At 37.7% G+C, this 18,953-nt stretch carries 14 protein-coding genes and 3 tRNA genes; 12 read left to right on the forward strand and 5 right to left on the reverse strand.

Translation table 11 applies throughout. From position 1 onward, the window contains the following. Positions 1-5 precede the first annotated feature (5 nt). Together DFQ12_RS18680 and DFQ12_RS18685 are read left to right on the forward strand one after the other, a co-directional pair. Entirely contained in the window at positions 6-842 is an 837-nt protein-coding gene (locus DFQ12_RS18680) for a hypothetical protein (protein WP_120260582.1), read from the forward strand. Between the two features lie 294 nt (positions 843-1,136). Continuing rightward, the gene (locus DFQ12_RS18685) at positions 1,137-1,721 is read left to right on the forward strand and encodes an RNA polymerase sigma factor (protein ID WP_120260583.1); all 585 of its coding nucleotides are present in this window, start codon (positions 1,137-1,139) and stop codon (positions 1,719-1,721) included. 151 nt (positions 1,722-1,872) lie between these two features. Here the strand turns inward: DFQ12_RS18685 and DFQ12_RS18690 are convergent, their stop codons facing one another. Together DFQ12_RS18690 and DFQ12_RS18695 are read right to left on the reverse strand one after the other, a co-directional pair. Next, on the reverse strand, positions 1,873-2,736 hold the full coding sequence (locus tag DFQ12_RS18690) for an N-acetylglucosamine kinase (protein ID WP_077432461.1): 864 nt from the start codon (positions 2,734-2,736) through the stop codon (positions 1,873-1,875). Positions 2,737-2,977: 241 nt separating this feature from the next. Next, the gene (locus tag DFQ12_RS18695; protein WP_120260584.1) at positions 2,978-4,705 is read right to left on the reverse strand and encodes an MFS transporter; all 1,728 of its coding nucleotides are present in this window, start codon (positions 4,703-4,705) and stop codon (positions 2,978-2,980) included. A gap of 295 nt (positions 4,706-5,000) precedes the next feature. Between DFQ12_RS18695 and rho the strand changes: the two genes are divergently transcribed. Beyond that, positions 5,001-6,500, forward strand: a complete 1,500-nt coding sequence (gene rho / locus DFQ12_RS18700) for a transcription termination factor Rho (protein WP_120260585.1) — start codon at positions 5,001-5,003, stop codon at positions 6,498-6,500. Positions 6,501-6,677: 177 nt separating this feature from the next. Beyond that, the gene (gene pssA, locus DFQ12_RS18705; protein WP_120260586.1) at positions 6,678-7,358 is read left to right on the forward strand and encodes a CDP-diacylglycerol--serine O-phosphatidyltransferase; all 681 of its coding nucleotides are present in this window, start codon (positions 6,678-6,680) and stop codon (positions 7,356-7,358) included. 1 nt (position 7,359) lies between these two features. Here the strand turns inward: pssA and DFQ12_RS18710 are convergent, their stop codons facing one another. Further along, a complete protein-coding gene (locus DFQ12_RS18710; protein WP_120260587.1) occupies positions 7,360-7,704 on the reverse strand; it encodes an Hpt domain-containing protein in 345 nt (114 codons plus the stop codon). Beyond that, complete coding sequence (folK, locus tag DFQ12_RS18715; protein ID WP_120260588.1) at positions 7,685-8,188, reverse strand: 2-amino-4-hydroxy-6-hydroxymethyldihydropteridine diphosphokinase; 504 nt, start codon at positions 8,186-8,188, stop codon at positions 7,685-7,687. Before folK ends, DFQ12_RS18710 begins: the two co-directional genes overlap by 20 nt. 122 nt (positions 8,189-8,310) lie before the next feature. Between folK and sppA the strand changes: the two genes are divergently transcribed. The 3 genes from sppA to DFQ12_RS18730 all read left to right on the forward strand — a co-directional run bounded on the left by sppA (position 8,311) and on the right by DFQ12_RS18730 (position 12,484). After that, positions 8,311-10,077 (forward strand): signal peptide peptidase SppA, encoded by a 1,767-nt coding sequence (gene sppA / locus DFQ12_RS18720; protein ID WP_120260589.1) that lies wholly within the window; start codon positions 8,311-8,313, stop codon positions 10,075-10,077. 111 nt (positions 10,078-10,188) lie between these two features. Continuing rightward, positions 10,189-11,379 (forward strand): phosphoglycerate kinase, encoded by a 1,191-nt coding sequence (locus DFQ12_RS18725; protein ID WP_120260590.1) that lies wholly within the window; start codon positions 10,189-10,191, stop codon positions 11,377-11,379. 262 nt (positions 11,380-11,641) lie between these two features. Next, positions 11,642-12,484, forward strand: coding sequence for an endonuclease/exonuclease/phosphatase family protein (locus DFQ12_RS18730; protein ID WP_120260591.1), 843 nt, complete (start codon positions 11,642-11,644; stop codon positions 12,482-12,484). Here DFQ12_RS18730 and DFQ12_RS18735 read toward each other — a convergent pair. Further along, positions 12,481-15,330, reverse strand: a complete 2,850-nt coding sequence (locus tag DFQ12_RS18735; protein WP_120260592.1) for a TolB family protein — start codon at positions 15,328-15,330, stop codon at positions 12,481-12,483. The genes DFQ12_RS18730 and DFQ12_RS18735 overlap by 4 nt on opposite strands. 646 nt (positions 15,331-15,976) lie before the next feature. Here DFQ12_RS18735 and mgtE point away from each other — a divergent pair. From mgtE to DFQ12_RS18765, 5 genes are all read left to right on the forward strand, one after another. Continuing rightward, positions 15,977-17,353 (forward strand): magnesium transporter, encoded by a 1,377-nt coding sequence (gene mgtE / locus DFQ12_RS18745; RefSeq protein WP_120260594.1) that lies wholly within the window; start codon positions 15,977-15,979, stop codon positions 17,351-17,353. Between the two features lie 259 nt (positions 17,354-17,612). Then, positions 17,613-17,686, forward strand: a tRNA-Asn gene (locus DFQ12_RS18750). Between the two features lie 51 nt (positions 17,687-17,737). Next, positions 17,738-17,811 (forward strand) — tRNA-Asn (locus DFQ12_RS18755). Positions 17,812-17,904: 93 nt separating this feature from the next. Then, a tRNA-Asn gene (locus DFQ12_RS18760) sits at positions 17,905-17,978 on the forward strand. A gap of 57 nt (positions 17,979-18,035) precedes the next feature. Continuing rightward, positions 18,036-18,950: a PfkB family carbohydrate kinase gene (locus DFQ12_RS18765; protein ID WP_120260595.1), complete on the forward strand. Its 915-nt coding sequence runs from the start codon at positions 18,036-18,038 to the stop codon at positions 18,948-18,950. The last annotated feature ends 3 nt before the right edge of the window (positions 18,951-18,953 follow it).

Here is an 18,953-nt window from a genome sequence, read left to right on the forward strand (position 1 = left end):
GAACTATGAATAATCTTATAAAATATATTTTTCTGGTATGCGTGCTATCGTTCACTATTTCTTGTGAGCCTATTGAAAAGCGCCTTGAGATGGGACCTGCAATCACGGCGGACCAATTGGATATTACCGCTATTCCTTTAATGGTCAACGGGAAGAGAAGCAATAAAGTCATTCTAGACAATAAAAGTCCAGTACTATCCTTATGGAACTATGGCTCGGGAAGATCTACACGCAAATCAGATACCGTTTTGATGGTTGCTACAGGAGAGCGAACTATTCGATTCGTAGGTCTCAATCCCGATGGTACCAAGATTCAAAAGAATTTGACGGTCCGGGTTGATGAACTAACCTTTCCTGTTCCACCCGAGTGGGCAATGTTAACCGGAGGAAGCAAAAGAACATGGAAATGGGATGAAACAAAACCAGCTGTATGGGGTAATGGCGGGTATATAGGGAATTTTGGACCGGCATGGTGGACGTTAAAAGAAGGAGAGATGGATGAACAGGAAGCAGGGGCCGGTATCGGAGCTAAGATGGAACTCAATTTGGATGATGCCATTTTTACAAAGGTTAGGTCAAATGGTTCAAAAGAAGTAGGGGTATTTAGTTTTGATATGAACCAGAAAACAAAGGATGGTGATGGAAAAATATGGGGACACGGAAAATTTCGAACCAGTGGAGCAGCCATTCTTGTTGGGAAGTCTCCAGATGAAGGGGGGAAAGCTGTTTACGAATTCGATATTATCGTTCTGAATGATAAGGAATTGGTCTTGGCTTATGCCCCTCCCGGAACTGAGGCATGGGGGACCGCTTACTTTTGGGCCTTTAGGGCAATTGATTAGTAACGTATATCATAAGGATGACTAGCTGAAAAGTTAGTTCATATTCAATAAGGTCAAATTTTAAACAACAGGAACGAAGCAATCTGTAATTTATCATTATCAGATTGCTTCGTGCTTTTATTGGTAATCGAAATAACAATTTAATTAAGGAGCCTTTTTATTTTACAATTGCAGTCTTTATATAATATCTTAACGAATGATTTTTTTTAAAAATTGAACAAAATTCTTTCAACTTAGGCAATTATGTGTTAAATTTATATTGACCAGTTATGAGAGGTGGAATCCAAATTATTTATGAAAAAGCTAGATCAACATGTATTGGATTTGCAAGACGGTAAAGAAGCTGCATTAGCATCCCTTATTGATGAGTTTAGTGAGAAACTGCTTTTTTTTGCCTATAAAATTATAAAAAACAAAAATATTGCGGAGGAAATTATTTCGGATTCATTTATTAAGTTATGGGAACGTAGAGGCAATTTTAGTTCTATTGAATGTATTAAATCCTTTTTGTTCTTAGTGACCAAAAATGCTTGTTTAGATGCCTTAAAACAAAGTAGATCCAAATTTGAGCATAGCGAATCTTTTTTGATGGATCTTAAGACGGATACGCAGGATGTTTTAACGAAAATCATTTATTATGAGCTTATTGATCTAATTGCCAAAGAGATCGAAAAATTTCCCAAAAAGCAGGCTCAGATCATACAGTTATCTTTGATAGAAGGTCGATCTACAGAAGAGATTTGTGAAGAGTTGGAGACGACTCCGAGTACAGTTTATTTTGCCCGATCAAAAGCTATTTCAACCTTAAAGCAAGTGTTCAAACAGAAGAATATTTCATATTATCAAGTTAGCTTTTTGCTTTCCATGCTCTGGCCCTAATAGATCGTGTTTTCTAAAAATGAGGAGATTTTTGGATATTTCAATTTTGAAGCTCGTATTGGTTTGATTTGTTGAAAGGAGAAGGTAATAAAAAAAGGTGCATCATCTAATGCACCTTTTTCTTAAATATGTTAAAGATTATTTTCCTCTTCTATTTAGCAGTTGCTGCTGCTCTATCGATGTGAAATTGTACTAGGTCATCAATAGGAGAACGCAAAATTTTACCTACTTTCATGCCATATTGTTCAGCTTTTTCAGCTAATACATTTCTGAAATTGTAGCCTACTGAACCAATGCAATTAAAAGTATAACTTTGATAATTAGGATATTTACTTACTAAATTTCTGAAGAAAGCTTCAAATGCTTCATCTACAATATTACGTGTATATTCGATATTTACATTATTGTCATATACGAATTTACTGAAACTTGCACAGAAACGGTTTGGCATAGGTTTGGTATACACCGCGTCCATGATTTCATCTTTCGTCATTTTATACGTGTTCCAAAACACTTCCTTTACATCTTTAGGCATTAAATTACGAACATAGTCTGCAAGTAATTTTTTACCAATGTAACTACCCGATCCCTCGTCACCTAAAATGTAAGCTCCGGAATCAATATTTAATGTAATTTCTTTGCCGTCATAGAGACAAGAATTTGTTCCTGTACCCAAGATCGCAGCAAATCCAGCTTCGGATCCCAGTAGTGCTCTTGCTGCAGCAAGTAGATCGTGTCCCACTTCCACTTTCGCTGTAGTAAATACATGTTTTAGTGCATCAACTACGATCTGTGCCTTCTCTTTATTATGGACCCCTGCACCATAATAATTTACTTCCGCGATTTTTTCAAAAGGTAAATCCTGCGGTAATCCTTTTTTTAGGGAGTTTACAATGTATTCACTGTCAACAAAATACGGGTTATACCCTTCTGTGTTGAAGTAGATTTTTTTATTTGAATCGTCTAACAAACACCAGTTTGTTTTTGTTGATCCCCCGTCAGCAATGATTATCATTATTGAGTAGTTTTAATTGTGTTTATCGTTATAAAATGAGTAATCAATTCATTAATCAATTCCCCGAAAATACATTTTTTAATTTTAAATATCATAATTTATCCGAGTATTTTTGAAAAAATAAATTTTATGAATTTGCTCATAATATAAAAAAACTGGCTTAACAGTGTTGTTAAGCCAGTTTTTAGGTGCTGTAATAAAATTGATTAAATAGTGTACTATTTACAATTAGTTGATGCTTTTAATGTGCTCCTTCAGCCTCGATTTCATCAATATTGATTCCTTGTTTAGTTAAAATTCCCTTGACAAATACAGCAAAGAAAACGATATAACAGAATCCGATTAATGGTAGGATATAGGAGTTGTGTATTCCAATAAGATCGGCCAATTTTCCTTGGATAGGAGGAAGGACACCACCACCAAGGATCATCATGACTAAGAATGCTGAACCCTGAGCAGTATATTTCCCTAGACCAACGATTGATAAACTGAAGATAGATGACCACATAATTGAACAGGCAAGTCCTCCAGATAAAAATGCATAAATCGCGATTGTACCTGAAGAGAAGAGGCCGATTAACATGGCGATGATTCCAAATAAACCGAAAATGATCAATGTACGGGCTGGTTTTTCTTTACTTAGATAAAAAGCAACGATTTGCAGAATAATACAGATCACATAGTAATAAAGGTGTGACATTTCGAAGCCTGCAAGTGTATTGACACCAATTATAATCGAGAAAGCGATTAAAGGAACAATAATCAGCAGTCCATTTTTAGCAGATTTACTTAGGTTGAATGCTGTAATGGCTCCGGCCCATCGACCGATCATCATACTTCCCCAATACATGGATACATATGGTGTGATTTGTGAAGACTGTAGGTGGCCAAATTCTTTTAAAGTAAGCAACTCACCTAAGTTACTTCCAATAGCAACTTCGATACCTACATAGATAAATAATGCAAGCATTCCCAAAGCCAGTTGCGGATATTTCATTGCTCCCCAGCCTTCAGGGTTCTTTTTCGCGCTTCTATTGGAGAAAAGTAAACCGCCGATAACAACAATTAATGCACCTGCTAACCACATCATACGTTGTGTTTCAAGTGGTTTGGCAACTTCTTTAATATGTGCTTTTAATTGGTCGATTTGTAGCTGATCAGTGAGGCTTGAGGCTTGTTGATGGAGCTGTTCGATATGCAATGCAAGGTCACTTTTGTAACTTAGGAATACTGGAGTGAACATACCGAATAGTAGAACTGTCATGATGATCAAGGTACGTAAAGCCTTATTGGCTTTTTCCATGGGTTCATTGCTAATTCCAGCTGGAACTTTTTTACTGAAATTGAATAATGCTGCAGCCAAAAGAAACAACAAACCAACACCAACATATAGATATACAACTTTATTTAAAGGAAGATTGGCAATTTCTGAATCTGAGATCGGCTCAAATGTTCCAAATAGCGAGAAACCAATCACCAATGGTCCTATTGTCGTTCCGAATGAGTTGATACCACCGCCAAGGTTGACACGGGAAGCTCCCGTCTTTGGGTCACCTAATAAAACGGCGAAGGGATTGGCAGCTGTTTGCTGTAACGAAAATCCAAGTGCAACCACAAATAGACCCAACAACATTCCAATATATAAATTTACCTCGACCGCCACAATCATTGCCGCTGCTCCCAAAGCAGAAAATAGTAGACCATAAACGATACTTTTTTTGTAACCCCACTTCCCAACAAGGTCTTTACCGCCGATTGAACTGAAGATAAACAGGAGTAATGCACCAATGTAGTAGGCCGTGTAAAAAGCAAAGTCAATGAGCTGCGATTGAAATTGATCTAGGTGAAAATAATTCTTGCAGAATGGGATAAATACGCTATTTCCCGCTGCAATGAACCCCCAAAAGAAAAACACAATAATCAATGTGTAGAGTGCGGGGTAATTGGTTTTAGTTTGTTGCTGTTCCATATAAGGGATCTAAAAACTTAAATTTTGAAAGGTACGAACTTATGAAAAAAAATATAAAATTCAATCTAAAAATGTCGTTAAATCGTTTTACTAGCTACAATAGTAAATATTTTTTTTGAAATATTTTGAAATAACAAAATTTGTTTTTTTCTTTGTCTAGGTTCTCAAGATTTAATCCACTTCGGGTTTAAAAGAAATCATTAAGTTCTTCATTCACTTAAACAAGGAAACAAGCTTAGGTGTGTAATCAGAATAAAGCTCAAAAGAAAATCCAAAAATCATACACAACACATTAATGGATATTAACGAATTAAACGCTAAACTCGTATCGGAATTGCGCGAGATTGCTAAGTTGATCGGTATCGCGGATGCTGATAAATTGCGTAAGCAAGAATTAATAGAAAGAATTAGCAATACCGGTGGGGAAGAAGAAGCAGCTCCGGCTTCTGTAGAAAAAGTTGCTAAAGTGGAGGAGGATAGTCAGGAACAGGGTGAACGCACTCGTAAGCGCGTAAGAACGGTGAAGACCGTTGAGCCTGTGACTGTCAGAAAACGTGAGGCTGTTGAAAGTGAGGAAAGCAGTCCCGCAGTAGAAAGTACTCCTACAACAGATAAAGGTTCCCAACCTGAAAAAACACCTCAAACTCCAAAAGCTGAAAATACTTCTTCTAGTACAGATTTCGACAATGTTATCGTTAATGAGGGTGTGTTAGAAATTATGCCAGATGGCTATGGTTTCTTGCGTTCGTCAGACTATAACTATTTGACATCTCCAGATGATATTTATGTATCACAGTCTCAGATCAAATTATTTGGTTTGAAAACAGGAGATACCGTTCGTGGTTGTATTCGCCCTCCAAAAGAAGGTGAGAAATATTTTCCATTGGTTAGAGTAGAGGCCATCAACGGACAGAATCCTGCAGAGGTACGTGACCGTGTGCCTTTTGACTACTTGACACCTTTATTCCCTGATGAGCGCTTAAATCTGGATATGGGTATGGGTAACTACTCAACTCGTATTATGGATTTGTTTACGCCAATCGGTAAAGGTCAACGTGGATTGATCGTTGCTCAACCAAAAACGGGTAAAACAAATTTATTGAAGGAAGTTGCTAACGCAATTGCGAAGAATCATCCTGAGGTATACCTGATTATCTTGTTGATCGATGAGCGTCCTGAGGAGGTTACGGATATGGCAAGAAGTGTGCGTGCTGAGGTTGTATCATCTACTTTTGATGAGCCTGCTGATCGCCATGTGAAAATCGCTAATATTGTATTGGAGAAAGCGAAACGTATGGTAGAGTGTGGTCATGACGTGGTCATCCTATTGGATTCAATCACTCGTCTGGCGCGTGCTTACAATACTGTTGCTCCTGCTTCAGGTAAAATCTTGTCAGGTGGTGTGGATGCAAATGCACTACATAAACCAAAACGTTTCTTTGGTGCGGCTAGAAATATCGAAAACGGTGGTTCATTAACAATCCTTGCAACAGCTTTAACAGATACTGGTTCAAAAATGGATGAGGTGATCTTTGAAGAATTTAAAGGAACGGGTAATATGGAGTTACAATTGGATCGTAAATTGGCGAACAAGCGTATCTTCCCTGCAATCGACATTACTGCGTCAAGTACGCGTCGTGATGATCTATTGACAGATAAAGAATCATTGCAACGTATCTGGGTACTTCGTAATCACTTGTCTGATATGAATTCTACAGAAGCAATGGAATTCTTGCAAGGACAAATGCGTGGTACTAAATCAAATGAAGAATTTTTGATCAGTATGAATGGGTAATCCCATCAAATTTTAATATTTTAGCCATCATTTTACTAAAATGATGGCTTTTTTGTGTCCGATCGTATGGTGTGGTAGCGTATAATTCAACTTCGAGATATTAAAACGATATTGAGCTGCGAATACATACAATGGGGCCACGTTGAAAATTGCAATAAGTACATAAATATAATATTGATGAAAAAACATATTCCAAATCTGCTGACCTGCCTCAATCTTTTTAGTGGTTGTATTGCTGTACTGATGGCGTTGGATGGCAACATAAAAGCGGTAACGATATGTGTGCTTGCTTCTGGAGTATTTGATTTTTTTGATGGTATGGTCGCAAGACTGCTTCATGTAAAGTCGCCTATTGGAAAAGAGCTGGATTCGCTTGCCGATATGGTCAGCTTTGGATTTCTACCAGGGGTAATTATGTTTACACTATTGCAAAAAGTGTTTCCCGGTGGATCTTTATTCCCTTATATAGGCTTTATTGTTACGGTATTTTCTGCGTTGCGTTTGGCAAAGTTTAATTTGGATGAGCGGCAAACAGCAGATTTTATAGGGCTTAATACTCCAATGAATACTTTTTATGTGCTTTCATTGCCTTATATCGCTGATAAGTATCCTGAACTCATTATAAATCCAATATTCTTGATTTGTAGTGCGCTGCTGACCAGTTATCTATTAATTAGTGAGATTCGACTGTTTTCGATGAAATTCAGTTCAATGGATTGGGCGACGAATAAATATCGCTTTATTTTTCTATTCTTAACTTTGGTGTTATTTGCAATTGGACAATTTATGGCTTTGCCAGTTATTCTCCTTTTGTATTTTATACTGTCCGCATTGCATTTCAATAAAAAAACGATCTAGCTTAGATCGTTTTTTCATATTGTTCGAGTTCAAATAACAGTTCTTTCATTTCGATGTCCAGCACCTCAAAAGTTGCCCTAAGGCCTTCTAAAGATTCCTGATTTTTGGCACTTAATTCCAAATTCTCAAATTTAGCTTTTAAGTGAAAAGCTCCTATATAATCCATCGTTGGTTTAATATGATGAGCTGCATCTGCAATTTTTTGATGATTACCTGTATTTAAGGCATTTCGCAAGTTGTCTAAGTCTACTGGGGTTTGGATAAGATACATTGATACAAATTGTTTGATCAAATCAGTATTGTCAAACATATTTTGGTTGATCAGGTCAATGTCGATATGATTCATCGTCGCTAATTTTCTTTACGGGTAATTCGTCCTTGCAATTATTCAATAAAGATACATTATTTTTTTTGTAAACGGGGTGTATGTATGTTGGGGCTATTTCTGCTAAGGGCTCCAGTGTAAAGCGTCTTTCTGAAATAAAAGGATGCGGTATAATCAGATTTGGGTGATTGATAACTTCGTCGTTGAAATAAAGTAAATCAATGTCTATTGCCCGCTCTCCCCATTTCTTCAGTCGTACTCTTCCTAGATCTAATTCAATCTTTTGGGTAAGGTTTAAGCATTCAAGTGCAGATAGCGGTGAGCTTATTAGGATGACCTGATTAAGGAATGAAGGTTGATCTTCAACTCCCCAAGCTGCAGTTTCATATATTGAGGATTCTTGCATTATCAATCCAATCTGTTGTTCGAGGGATTGTTTTGCTAATGAGAGTTGTTGCAAGCGGTCTCCTAAGTTCGTTCCCAATAATATAAAAATCTTGTTCATGTCGCTAAATTAAGTCTTTATGAAATAAAATACTGGGGGAATAAAAAATATTGCATTACCTTTAGCGTAAAATAAATCATTCCATGTACAAGAACTGCATAAACTGGAATTAATTATAAAATATGAAATCATTTTTTAAGTATGTATTAGCAACGATTACAGGGATTGTTATATCTTTTGTGATTTTGTTTATTGTTTTTATGGGTATTATCGGTGCGATTATTAGCTCTGCTTCCTCTGATCAGGAAGTTGCTGTAAAAACCAATTCGGTGCTGTTTCTATCCTTTGACTATGATATTAATGAACGGAATGACAATAATCCTTTTGGAAGCTTAAATCTTCCGGGTTATTCTACTAAGAGTATCGGGTTGGATGATATTCTGGGAAGAATAAGGTATGCGGCAACAGATGCGAATATAAAGGGGATTTATATGGATGCGGGTAGTATCGGTACTGGTTTTGCAAGTTTAAAGGCTGTACGTGATGAACTTTTAGCATTTAAAAAAACAGGAAAATTTGTTGTTGCCTACAATGCTGGGTATAATCAAAAAGCATATTATGTAGCCAGTATTGCAGATAAGGTATATGTCAATCCCCAAGGTACCATAGATTTTAGAGGTCTTTCTAGTTCGACAATGTTTTACAAAGACTTATTGGACAAAGTTGGGGTTGAGATGCAGATTGTGAAAGTAGGGACGTTTAAGAGCGCAGTGGAGCCTTACTTCCTAAATAAGATGAGTGATCCAAACCGTTTGCAGGTAACATCGTATCTGGGAAGCATATATGATACTTTTATCAATGAAATCGCTGCAAGTCGGAACATTCCGGCGGATTCACTACGTGGTATTGCCAATGATTACCTGGTTAGAAATGCGGATGATGCGGTGCGTTATAAACTTGCTGATGCAAAGATCTATAAAGACGAGTTGTTGTCCGATTTGAGAAAAAGATTGAAGATAGGTGAGAAGGATGAAATATCTTTTGTTTCATTGTTCGATTACAATAAAAAGGTGAAGGATGATGCCAGTGGATCTGAAGTGGCTGTACTTTATGCCGTTGGCGAGATTGTGGATGGCGAGGGTACACGTCCGGGTGAGATCGGAGGGGATAAATTTTCAAGAGAATTACGGAAGCTACGAGAGAATGATGCTGTAAAGGCTGTTGTTTTACGTGTGAATTCACCTGGAGGTTCGGCACTTGCATCAGATGTTATCTGGAGGGAGGTGATTTTGACTAAAAAAGTTAAACCAGTAATTGTTTCTATGGGAGATGTTGCGGCTTCAGGGGGCTATTATATTGCCGCGGCCGCTGACTCCATATTTGCTGAGCCAACGACCATCACCGGATCAATTGGTGTATTTGGTGTAATACCAAATTTCCAGAATCTGATGAACAATAAAATTGGCGTTCACTACGATGGTGTTAAGACAGGGAAATTTGCGGATTTGATGACTACTTTTGATCGTCCATTGACCGCTGAAGAAAGGGATATTATCCAACGTGAGGTTGACAAAGTGTATGCTACTTTTACAAAAGTTGTGTCCGAAGGTAGAAAGATGCCATTGGCGAATGTTGATAGTATTGGTCAGGGGCGTGTTTGGACGGGTACACAGGGGCTGGGTAACAAATTGGTGGATCGTCTGGGTAATCTGGATGCTGCTATTCAGGCGGCGGCTAAAAAGGCAAATCTAAGCAAGTATAAAGTTTCACAATATCCTGAGAAGGAAGATCCATTTACCTCAATATTGAACAATTCAAAGGAAAAAGTTCAGGTTTGGGTTGCTAAAGAACAAATGGGCGAATACTATCGTTATTTTGATGTGATGCGGAAGGCGACAGCGCAGAGTGGGGTTCAGGCAAGGTTGCCTTATACGGTTGAAATCCATTAATGATAATTTAATCCGATAAAAAGGCATTTATTTGATGAAAATAAATGCCTTTTTTCTATATTTAGCTGTTCGTTTGGCAAACGACAGATCCTAAAACATTAAAGTTACATAATGAAAACAGTAGACGATTTAAATTTTGCAGGTAAAAAAGCCTTGGTTCGCGTAGATTTCAACGTTCCTTTGGATGAAAATTTCAATATTACGGATGATAATCGTATTCAAGGAGCTGCTCCAACAATAAAGAAAATTTTGAACGACGGCGGAAGCGTGATATTGATGTCCCATTTAGGAAGACCAAAAGATGGTCCTACTGATAAGTATTCATTAAAACATATTGTGGCTCATCTATCTAAAGTATTAGGTACAGAAGTTCAATTTGCCGATGATTGTATTGGAAATGAAGCTGTAGAAAAAGCTGCTGCATTGCAGGCTGGTCAAGTTTTATTACTTGAGAATCTACGTTTTTATAAAGAAGAGGAAAAAGGTGATGTAGGATTTGCTGAAAAGCTTTCAAAATTGGGTGATGTTTATGTGAATGATGCCTTCGGTACCGCGCATAGAGCACATGCTTCAACTGCGATTGTCGCACAGTTTTTTCCATCAGCTAAATATAGCGGTTATTTGATGGCTGCCGAGGTAGGGAATGCAGAGAAAGTTTTGAATAATCCGGTTAGACCTTTTACAGCGATTATGGGGGGAGCGAAAGTTTCTGATAAGATCCAATTGATCGAAGCTTTATTGGATAAAGTGGATAACTTACTGATCGGTGGAGGTATGGCTTATACTTTTATCAAAGCAAGAGGTGGTGAAATTGGTAAGTCATTGGTTGAGATGGATAAACTTGACCTCGCAAATGAATTGGTAAAGAAAGCAAAAGAAAAAGGCGTGAATCTTGTTATTCCTACAGATGCTCAAATTGCTGATGCGTTTTCTAATGATGCAAATGTGTATGACGGGCCAAACGATCAAATTCCTGCGGATCTTCAGGGCTTGGATATCGGGGAGGAGTCTGCTAAGAATTTTGCGGCTATTATCAAAGATTCAAAAACAGTTCTTTGGAATGGACCTATGGGGGTTTTTGAATTTGATACCTTTGCGAAAGGTACCAAAGCTGTGGCTGATGCTGTTGTAGAAGCAACCAAAAATGGCGCATTTTCTTTAATCGGTGGTGGAGATTCAGCTGCTGCAGTAAGTAAATTTGGTATGACAGAAGATGTTAGCTATGTCAGCACAGGTGGAGGAGCGCTATTAGAATATATGGAAGGTAAAGTTCTTCCTGGTGTAAAAGCACTCGAAGACTAATAAATCAAACAGAATATTGAAAAGGGATAACGTTGGGTTATCCCTTTTTTTATGAGGAAAGACGGCCCTAAATCTACGGCGTTTTTTTATTGATGGTGGTAGGAGCTAATGACTTGTGAAAAAAGCATTCTATTTATTATGGCTGAGATCTGTTCGGTAATGTCAGATTTAAATCAATTATCTGTTAAATATCTGTATAGTGTTGGTGAGTGTTTACCGTATTTGCTAAATTTATCACAACATGATTATATAGGTTTTATTGATGGATGCTAATCACAAAAAAGAAAAAGATAGTTCGGGTTTTTTTTCGGTGTTGACATACAATGTAGCGGGATTGCCAGGGTTTATTTCTTCTGCAATTACAGGCAGGAGTAGGAGTATTGCTGAAATAGGCAAAAAGATTAATCCTTTTGATATCGTAAATGTGCAGGAGGATTTCAATTATAACAATAGTCTTTATTTTGGGGGAAACCAACATCCTTATCGGACCAAGCCTAAGGGGCGTGTGCCTTTTGGCGATGGTTTGAATACGCTGTCACGTTTTCCGATGTCAGATGTAATCCGCGTTCCCTGGAAAAAACGCACGGGGGCTGATTCTCTGACGCCTAAAGGTTTTACCTTGGTCAAGGTGGAAATAGTTGCGGGGATATGGCTGGATGTCTATAATGTACACGCAAACGCTCAGAACAGTAGACGTGCCTCTAGTGCTAGAAGGGACAATCTCAATCAGCTGCGCGATTATATAGGTGAGAACTCTAGCGATAATGCACTGATTGTTATGGGGGACTTTAATGCTCATTATAGTTTCGGTGATGATAATCTACATGATTTTATGGAGTCAACCACATTGGTGGATAGTTGGGTAGAACTCCAAAACGGCGGACTGGTGCCAGAAGCGAAGCATGCATTCAAGCCTCCTCATATGTTATCAATTGGCAATCAGAACGAGTCAATAGACAAAATTCTTTACCGTAGCAACGGTCATCTAAATTTGGCTGCGCGTGACTATAATATAGAAAATAATCTGTTTACGAACCTCAGGGGTCTACCTTTGTCAGATCATTATGCTCTAGCTGCTAATTTTAATTGGGCTATTCATCCTTAGTAGGTGTAATTTAAACTTACCGTTGGAACGACGCGCTGCGTTGCTGTATTATCATTGATGTAGGTTCCTTTTACGACAAACTCAAAGTCGGGTAATGGATATCTAAAAGCATTGAAATCAAAGGAAAGGTATCCTCCAAAACTCTTCGGTGCCGCTTCTTTATGTTTGTGGATATTTTGATAGTCCGCAAATACACCACCTTTTATACGTTTTATATAGGTTAGTGATCCTATATTAAAATCAGGATAGGCGATTGGAAAACGATAATTGACCAATAATGTATTTTTTATCTTTTCATATTTGTAATAACTAAACCCGCTGACGAGTGGGATATCGTTAATGTATTCATAAATTCCCGTTCCCGCCTGTGCACTCAAGCGAATTTGAAATCCATGATTGTTTACAAAGCCAGGTAGGTAAAATACTGTTCTCGCAGATAGAATTTCACCTTTGGCCTTGTTTTCAAAAGGTGTGTGCCTATAAGTTATACTGAAATTTTGTCCCCATCGCGGGTATTGATCCATATTTGCCATTCGGGCATTTCGGTTGAAATAAAGTTGGTACGTTAACGGAAATGCAGTTTCGTAATTAAAGTTTTTGAGGTCATTCCGACTTAAGCTGTAACGTTTCAAATAGGCTGTTGCAAAATTGAATCCTGTGGAATAATTATAATCAAGCCTATAAAAAGATAGGGGGATAGAAATTTGAGAGGAAACGTAATGTTCTCTCCAATCGAACCTTACACTGCTGTCTGGTTTATTGGGCACGCTTGCTGCTGCAATTTGCCCTCTATTTTCGTAGCGAAGTGAGAATTTCGGAAAATACTTGTTGTAAGTAAGTTCGGCCGAATAAATACTTTTTCTGATGTCTGTATCGTATTCATAGCCAAGCGCAATTTGGGTCGTGTTTAAAATGTTATTTGAAAGCCAAAAAATGCCAGGTTTGAAATTATCAAAACTCTCAAAATTGCTACTACTTAAAGAAAGACTATGGAAGTTAAACGTTCGTCCAAGTCCTTTGTATGGCTCAATGATGTAATGCTGGTTGGAATCTGGTGCTGTGGCAGCAATATTGAATATGCTGTCTTTCTTTACAGCATCAGCATAGTAGTGGGAAAAATAATCAGTTTCTGGTTTTATATCGAAGGTCGTATCTATACTTGTTTGGCTGATTTTATAGCCATTGTATTGATAATTGTTAAAAAGCAATTGCTTAGTTTCTTTATTATAAAAAGGATTAAAAGCGCCGAATGGGGCTTTGGTCAGGAGATGTTTTGCTTCCGATTGACGATCTATTTTGTAAATGTTATCAATACCATTAAAGTTAGCTTTGACAAGTATATTCATACCTGGAAGGTATTGCGGTCTTTCGTATTGTTGATCGCCCCATGGGGTGATGTTTGTTATTTTATCATTTTTGAGATCTATTTCGCAGAGTGCTGTTCCAATTTCCGATAAGCGGATAGCAATTACTTTGTCTCCTGTTGGGTTGAAAGCGGGATGTTGAAGCTGTTCTGAATCGGCTGTTTTTATCCGCTTAATTACAGAGCCGTTTTTAAGGCTTATAAGCGTAAGATAACTTGTGTTGGATAAATCTACTTCAATACAAGCAATAGATTCGTCTACGGGGCTAAATACGGGTGAATAATATCTAGACTGTTTGGTCAGTGTTTTGATTTTTCCTGTTTTCCGGTTCATTAAGTTGATGACACTATATGTTCTCTTGTTGTAGCGTGGATCTTTTCGCAATTCATCCCATACAATATATTCCTTGTTGATGTCGAAATGTGGGGTCAACTGGATACCTGTTTTTACAAGTTGTGATTCCGATTTTTTATCATTGTCATAAGTATATATTGCATTTGTTTTTTCTGGATTTTGTTTAATGAAGTAAATCAAATTTCCATTTGATTTTGGTAATAGATTGCTGTTATAATAGCGGTTATTTTGACCGGAAATTTCAGTGTAATTTTGAGCTAAATAATTTGCTGTTTTTTGCTCCCATATTGAGTCTAGTTTTGTGATCGTTTTATTGAATAAATAGCGGCTATTTCCACCTATTTTTTTCTTCAGTACATGGTTGATATTATAAGGATAGAGTGGCCGTTTGTTGAGCTCTGAAAATAAATCTGCTTCGTAATTTGGCGGCAGTTCCGATTTAAGTGTTGATGTCATCAAGTAGCCAATTGTGTAGTAACTGGGGACAATATCCTTAAAGGATCCGAGCAGGTATTTGTCGAAACTATAGTTCTGTTTAGATTGGAAGTTGGCTTTGATCGGCATTTCAAAAGAAGGCAATCGACCTCTTCCTCCACGAGAATAAATGGTTTCAGTCAGCGTAGCATCGCCTTCAAAAAACCAGGAAGGAACTGTAAGTCCATAATAAGCCAAGGCCAATTGTTCGAAAAAGGGAGCTCTTAATTTACCTGTCAATTTGTCAAACTGGTTAACATGTCTGGACTCATGGAGAATCAGATTGGGTAACCAAGTTTGATTATCGGGTTCGGCTCCGGCTGTGCTATATAGCTCGGATTTTCGAGGAGATAACTGTACAAAGCCGTTTGTCTGTAGGTTCGTATTGTGTATAATGAAGGGGATCTGTCGCGGCGTTATTTTATAATTTCTACTTGTTGTGCGCAAAGAGTTGTGGACCTGATTTGCTAGGGTAGGGGCTTTACCTTTCATCTCTTCAGGGAAAATGAGTTTAAAATTTGGTGTCTCGATTTTAAACCATTTCTGACTTAAGGGGGCTTGACTATCTTCAAAAAATTGTGCAAATGTTTTTTTTGAAGATATAGTTAATGTTAATACTATTAATAGGTTGAAAATTATGCTTTTATATTTCATATATATGGCTAATTTATGGATTGCTATTTTTTTTAGCTAAATATTTTGATTTTATATAAATCTTATGTTTTTTTTAAGTTATTAAATATGTTGATTTATATATAGTTATGGTTTTATTGTGTTTGTGTTTTTTGCTGTTTATTTATTGCTTTTAGTTTGTTTTAAATGCTTGCTTTCGCTGTAGAAATTCGTTGTTCAACTGGAAAGAAGTATGTGACGAATATACTCAAATATTCAGCTATAAGTGAGGTGCTGCTGAAAAATATTTGGACATTTTTTTATGCGTACAAATTTTATGCTTACGAAAGGGAGAAGGTTTTTTGTCCGGAAAGCGGGATGTGTAGATAAATTCTTCTTTATGTTTTTTTTGTAAAGATGATGGTCGAGGTGTGGTGTTCTTATGATGGTCCGTTTTGTCTGTTTTTTTTTATCGGATCGTGATGTACAGGAAGGAATATTTGGTGATGACAAAATGTCTTGTTTTGAGAAATGGACTGTCGGCTGTTCGCTCATTGAGGATAAAATATGAATGAAGTTTTATGCTCTTTTTATTATTTATTTTTTTATTCAGAATTTACTTTAAAAAAACGATTTTTGTAACATATAATTTTGTACCGATGTAGGATTTTAAAATCGAAAGGAAGATATGGAAGAACTGGAAATGCAGGTAAGTCAAATAGAACAATTGATAGCGAATGGTGATTTTGTTGGGCTGGAAGAATTTCTAAATGAATTGAATATTTCTGAGGTAGAGGAGTTGATTGATGAGCTGCCTGAACATGGTTCACTCTTTATAGAATCCTTAAATTTGAACCGTGCTGTAAACGTTTTTCGGATCCTTGATTTTCCCACCCAAAATCGAATTTTTAAGAAGCTTTCTAAAGCTAAAATAAGTGCTTTAATTAACGAATTACCACCTGATGATCGGACCTCTTTTTTCTCCGAAATGAAGGATGATATAAAGCATTTAATATTGCTCTTGCCACCAAAGGATAGGGTGGAAGCTTTGGCTTTATTGGGCTATCCCGAAGATAGTGTCGGGCGCTTGATGACTCCAGATTATATTACTGTAAAAGCACATTGGAGTATCGAAAGAATACTAGGACATATTCGTCGATATGGAAAGGATTCTGAGACTATTGATGTGCTTTATGTCATAGATTCAAATGGTAAATTGATTGACGATATTCGTATCAAAGATGTGCTGATGGCAGAGCCCGAAACAATTGTGGGCGATCTCATAGATTATCGATTGATTTCTTTGAATGCCTATGATCCGCAGGAGGAGGCAATTAATATTTTCCGTATGAATAATAGGGTTGCGCTTCCGGTTGTCGATGGGCAAGGGGTGATGCTTGGGATCATTACGGTAGATGATATCTTGTGGGTAGCCAATGAAGAGTATACCGAGGATATGCAACGTATTGGTGGTACAGAGGCTTTGGATGAACCTTATTTGGATGTTTCCATTAAAAATCTTGTTAAGAAACGCGCGGGCTGGTTGATTGTTTTATTTCTAGGACAGTTATTGACAGCAACCGTCATCGAACATTTTGAGGAGCAAATGGCGAGCGCAATTATGTTATTTGCGTTAATGCCCGTGATTATTTCCAGTGGTGGTAATAGCGGTTCGCAGGCTTCTACATTAATTATACAAGCGATGGCATTAGGGGAAGTAACTCTTTCGGATTGGTGGCGCGTAATGCGAAGGGAGATATTGTCGGGGCTGTTGCTTGGGCTTATCCTGGGTGCTCTTGGTTTTTTGAGGATCATGGCTTGGCAGTCCTTTGCACATAGTTATGGTGAGTATTGGGTGCTGGTTGCTTTAGTGATTTCTTTATCCTTGATAGGTGTTGTCCTTTGGGGCTCGCTTATGGGATCTATGCTTCCATTTGTGATGAAGAGGTTAGGGGCCGACCCTGCGAGTTCATCAGCACCATTTGTATCAACTCTTGTGGATGTTACGGGTCTTTTAATATATTTTACCGTAGCCACACTAATTCTCAAAGGTGTATTGCTCTAATCATGCGTTCAAGGTTGATTGGTTTGGGAAAACCGGACAAGCCGCTCTTACTTTTGTGTAGATAAAAGAAGAATTATGCTGTTAGCGTTGCTTAAAGAAGGTTTTTAGTAGAGACAAGAGAAAAGAAAAATAAATTATTCTAGTTGGATTTTAGGAAGTTGTAAAAAATGTGGTCAAAAAATTTGTAGTATTCTAATAATCTTCCGATACTTGCATCACGGAAACGCGATAGGGTCTCCGGAAAAATTGAAGAAAACATTCCTGAATAGCTCAGCAGGTTAGAGCATCTGACTGTTAATCAGAGGGTCGCTGGTTCGAGCCCAGCTTCAGGAGCAATTTAATAACTTACATAACCGGAGTTTTTAAAAGTATTCAATTTTTCATTCCTGAATAGCTCAGCCGGTTAGAGCATCTGACTGTTAATCAGAGGGTCGCTGGTTCGAGCCCAGCTTCAGGAGCAACAAGCAAATGACAAAATATTTGCGAATAATATAAAAATGTACTATTTTTGTGCATTCAATGAGAAAGGAGTTTCTCGGAAGATTAAAAATTCCTGAATAGCTCAGCAGGTTAGAGCATCTGACTGTTAATCAGAGGGTCGCTGGTTCGAGCCCAGCTTCAGGAGCAATATTGAAACCGGCTTTATGCCGGTTTTTTTGTTTACCATGCTTATTAAAAAACTATGAGTTTAGTAATTATTGGTACGGTGGCTTTTGATACAATTGAAACACCGTTCGGTAAAACTGACAAAATTCTAGGTGGTGCCGGTACTTTTGCGAGTTTAGCGGCGTCCTATTTATGTGATCAAATCAAATTGGTCAGTGTTATTGGAGAAGATTTTGGAAGCCGTAATCTTGCTGTTATAGAGGATCGTGGCATCGATGTATCGGGTGTTCAGATTGTTCCTGGGGGACAAACGTTTTCGTGGTCTGGAAGATATCACAATGATATGAATAGTCGGGATACGCTAGCAACAGACTTAAATGTATTGGCGGATTTCGACCCAATTATTCCTGATAGCTATCAAGATTGCGAATATCTTTTGTTAGGCAATCTAACTCCACAAGTACAGTTAACAACCTTGGCCCGCCTGAAAAGGAAACCAAAACTCGTTGTGCTGGACACGATGAATTATTGGATGAATGTTGCTCTGGATGATTTAAAGAAAGTTCTCCAAAAGGTGGATGTCTTGACGATCAATGATGCTGAGGCTAGACAACTATCAGGTGAATATTCATTGGTTAAAGCTGCAAAAGTTATTTTGGCTATGGGACCAAAATATTTGATTATAAAAAAAGGTGAGCATGGCGCATTGCTTTTTGGCGAGAATCAGATTTTTTCTGCTCCAGCTTTGCCTTTAGCGGATGTATTTGATCCGACAGGTGCAGGAGATTCATTTGCCGGTGGATTTATTGGTTATTTAGCCAAAGTAAAGAGCATAAATTTTACCAATATGAAGAATGCACTGATCTTTGGGTCCGCGCTGGCTTCTTTTTGCGTAGAAAAGTTTGGTACAGATCGTCTCGTGGGTCTTACCGAGGAAGATATACAGAAACGTCTAAATGCTTTTGTAGCTCTGTCTCAATTTAATCTATAGATT

Source organism: Sphingobacterium detergens (assembly GCF_003610355.1).
In the GTDB taxonomy this organism is placed as follows: domain Bacteria; phylum Bacteroidota; class Bacteroidia; order Sphingobacteriales; family Sphingobacteriaceae; genus Sphingobacterium; species Sphingobacterium detergens.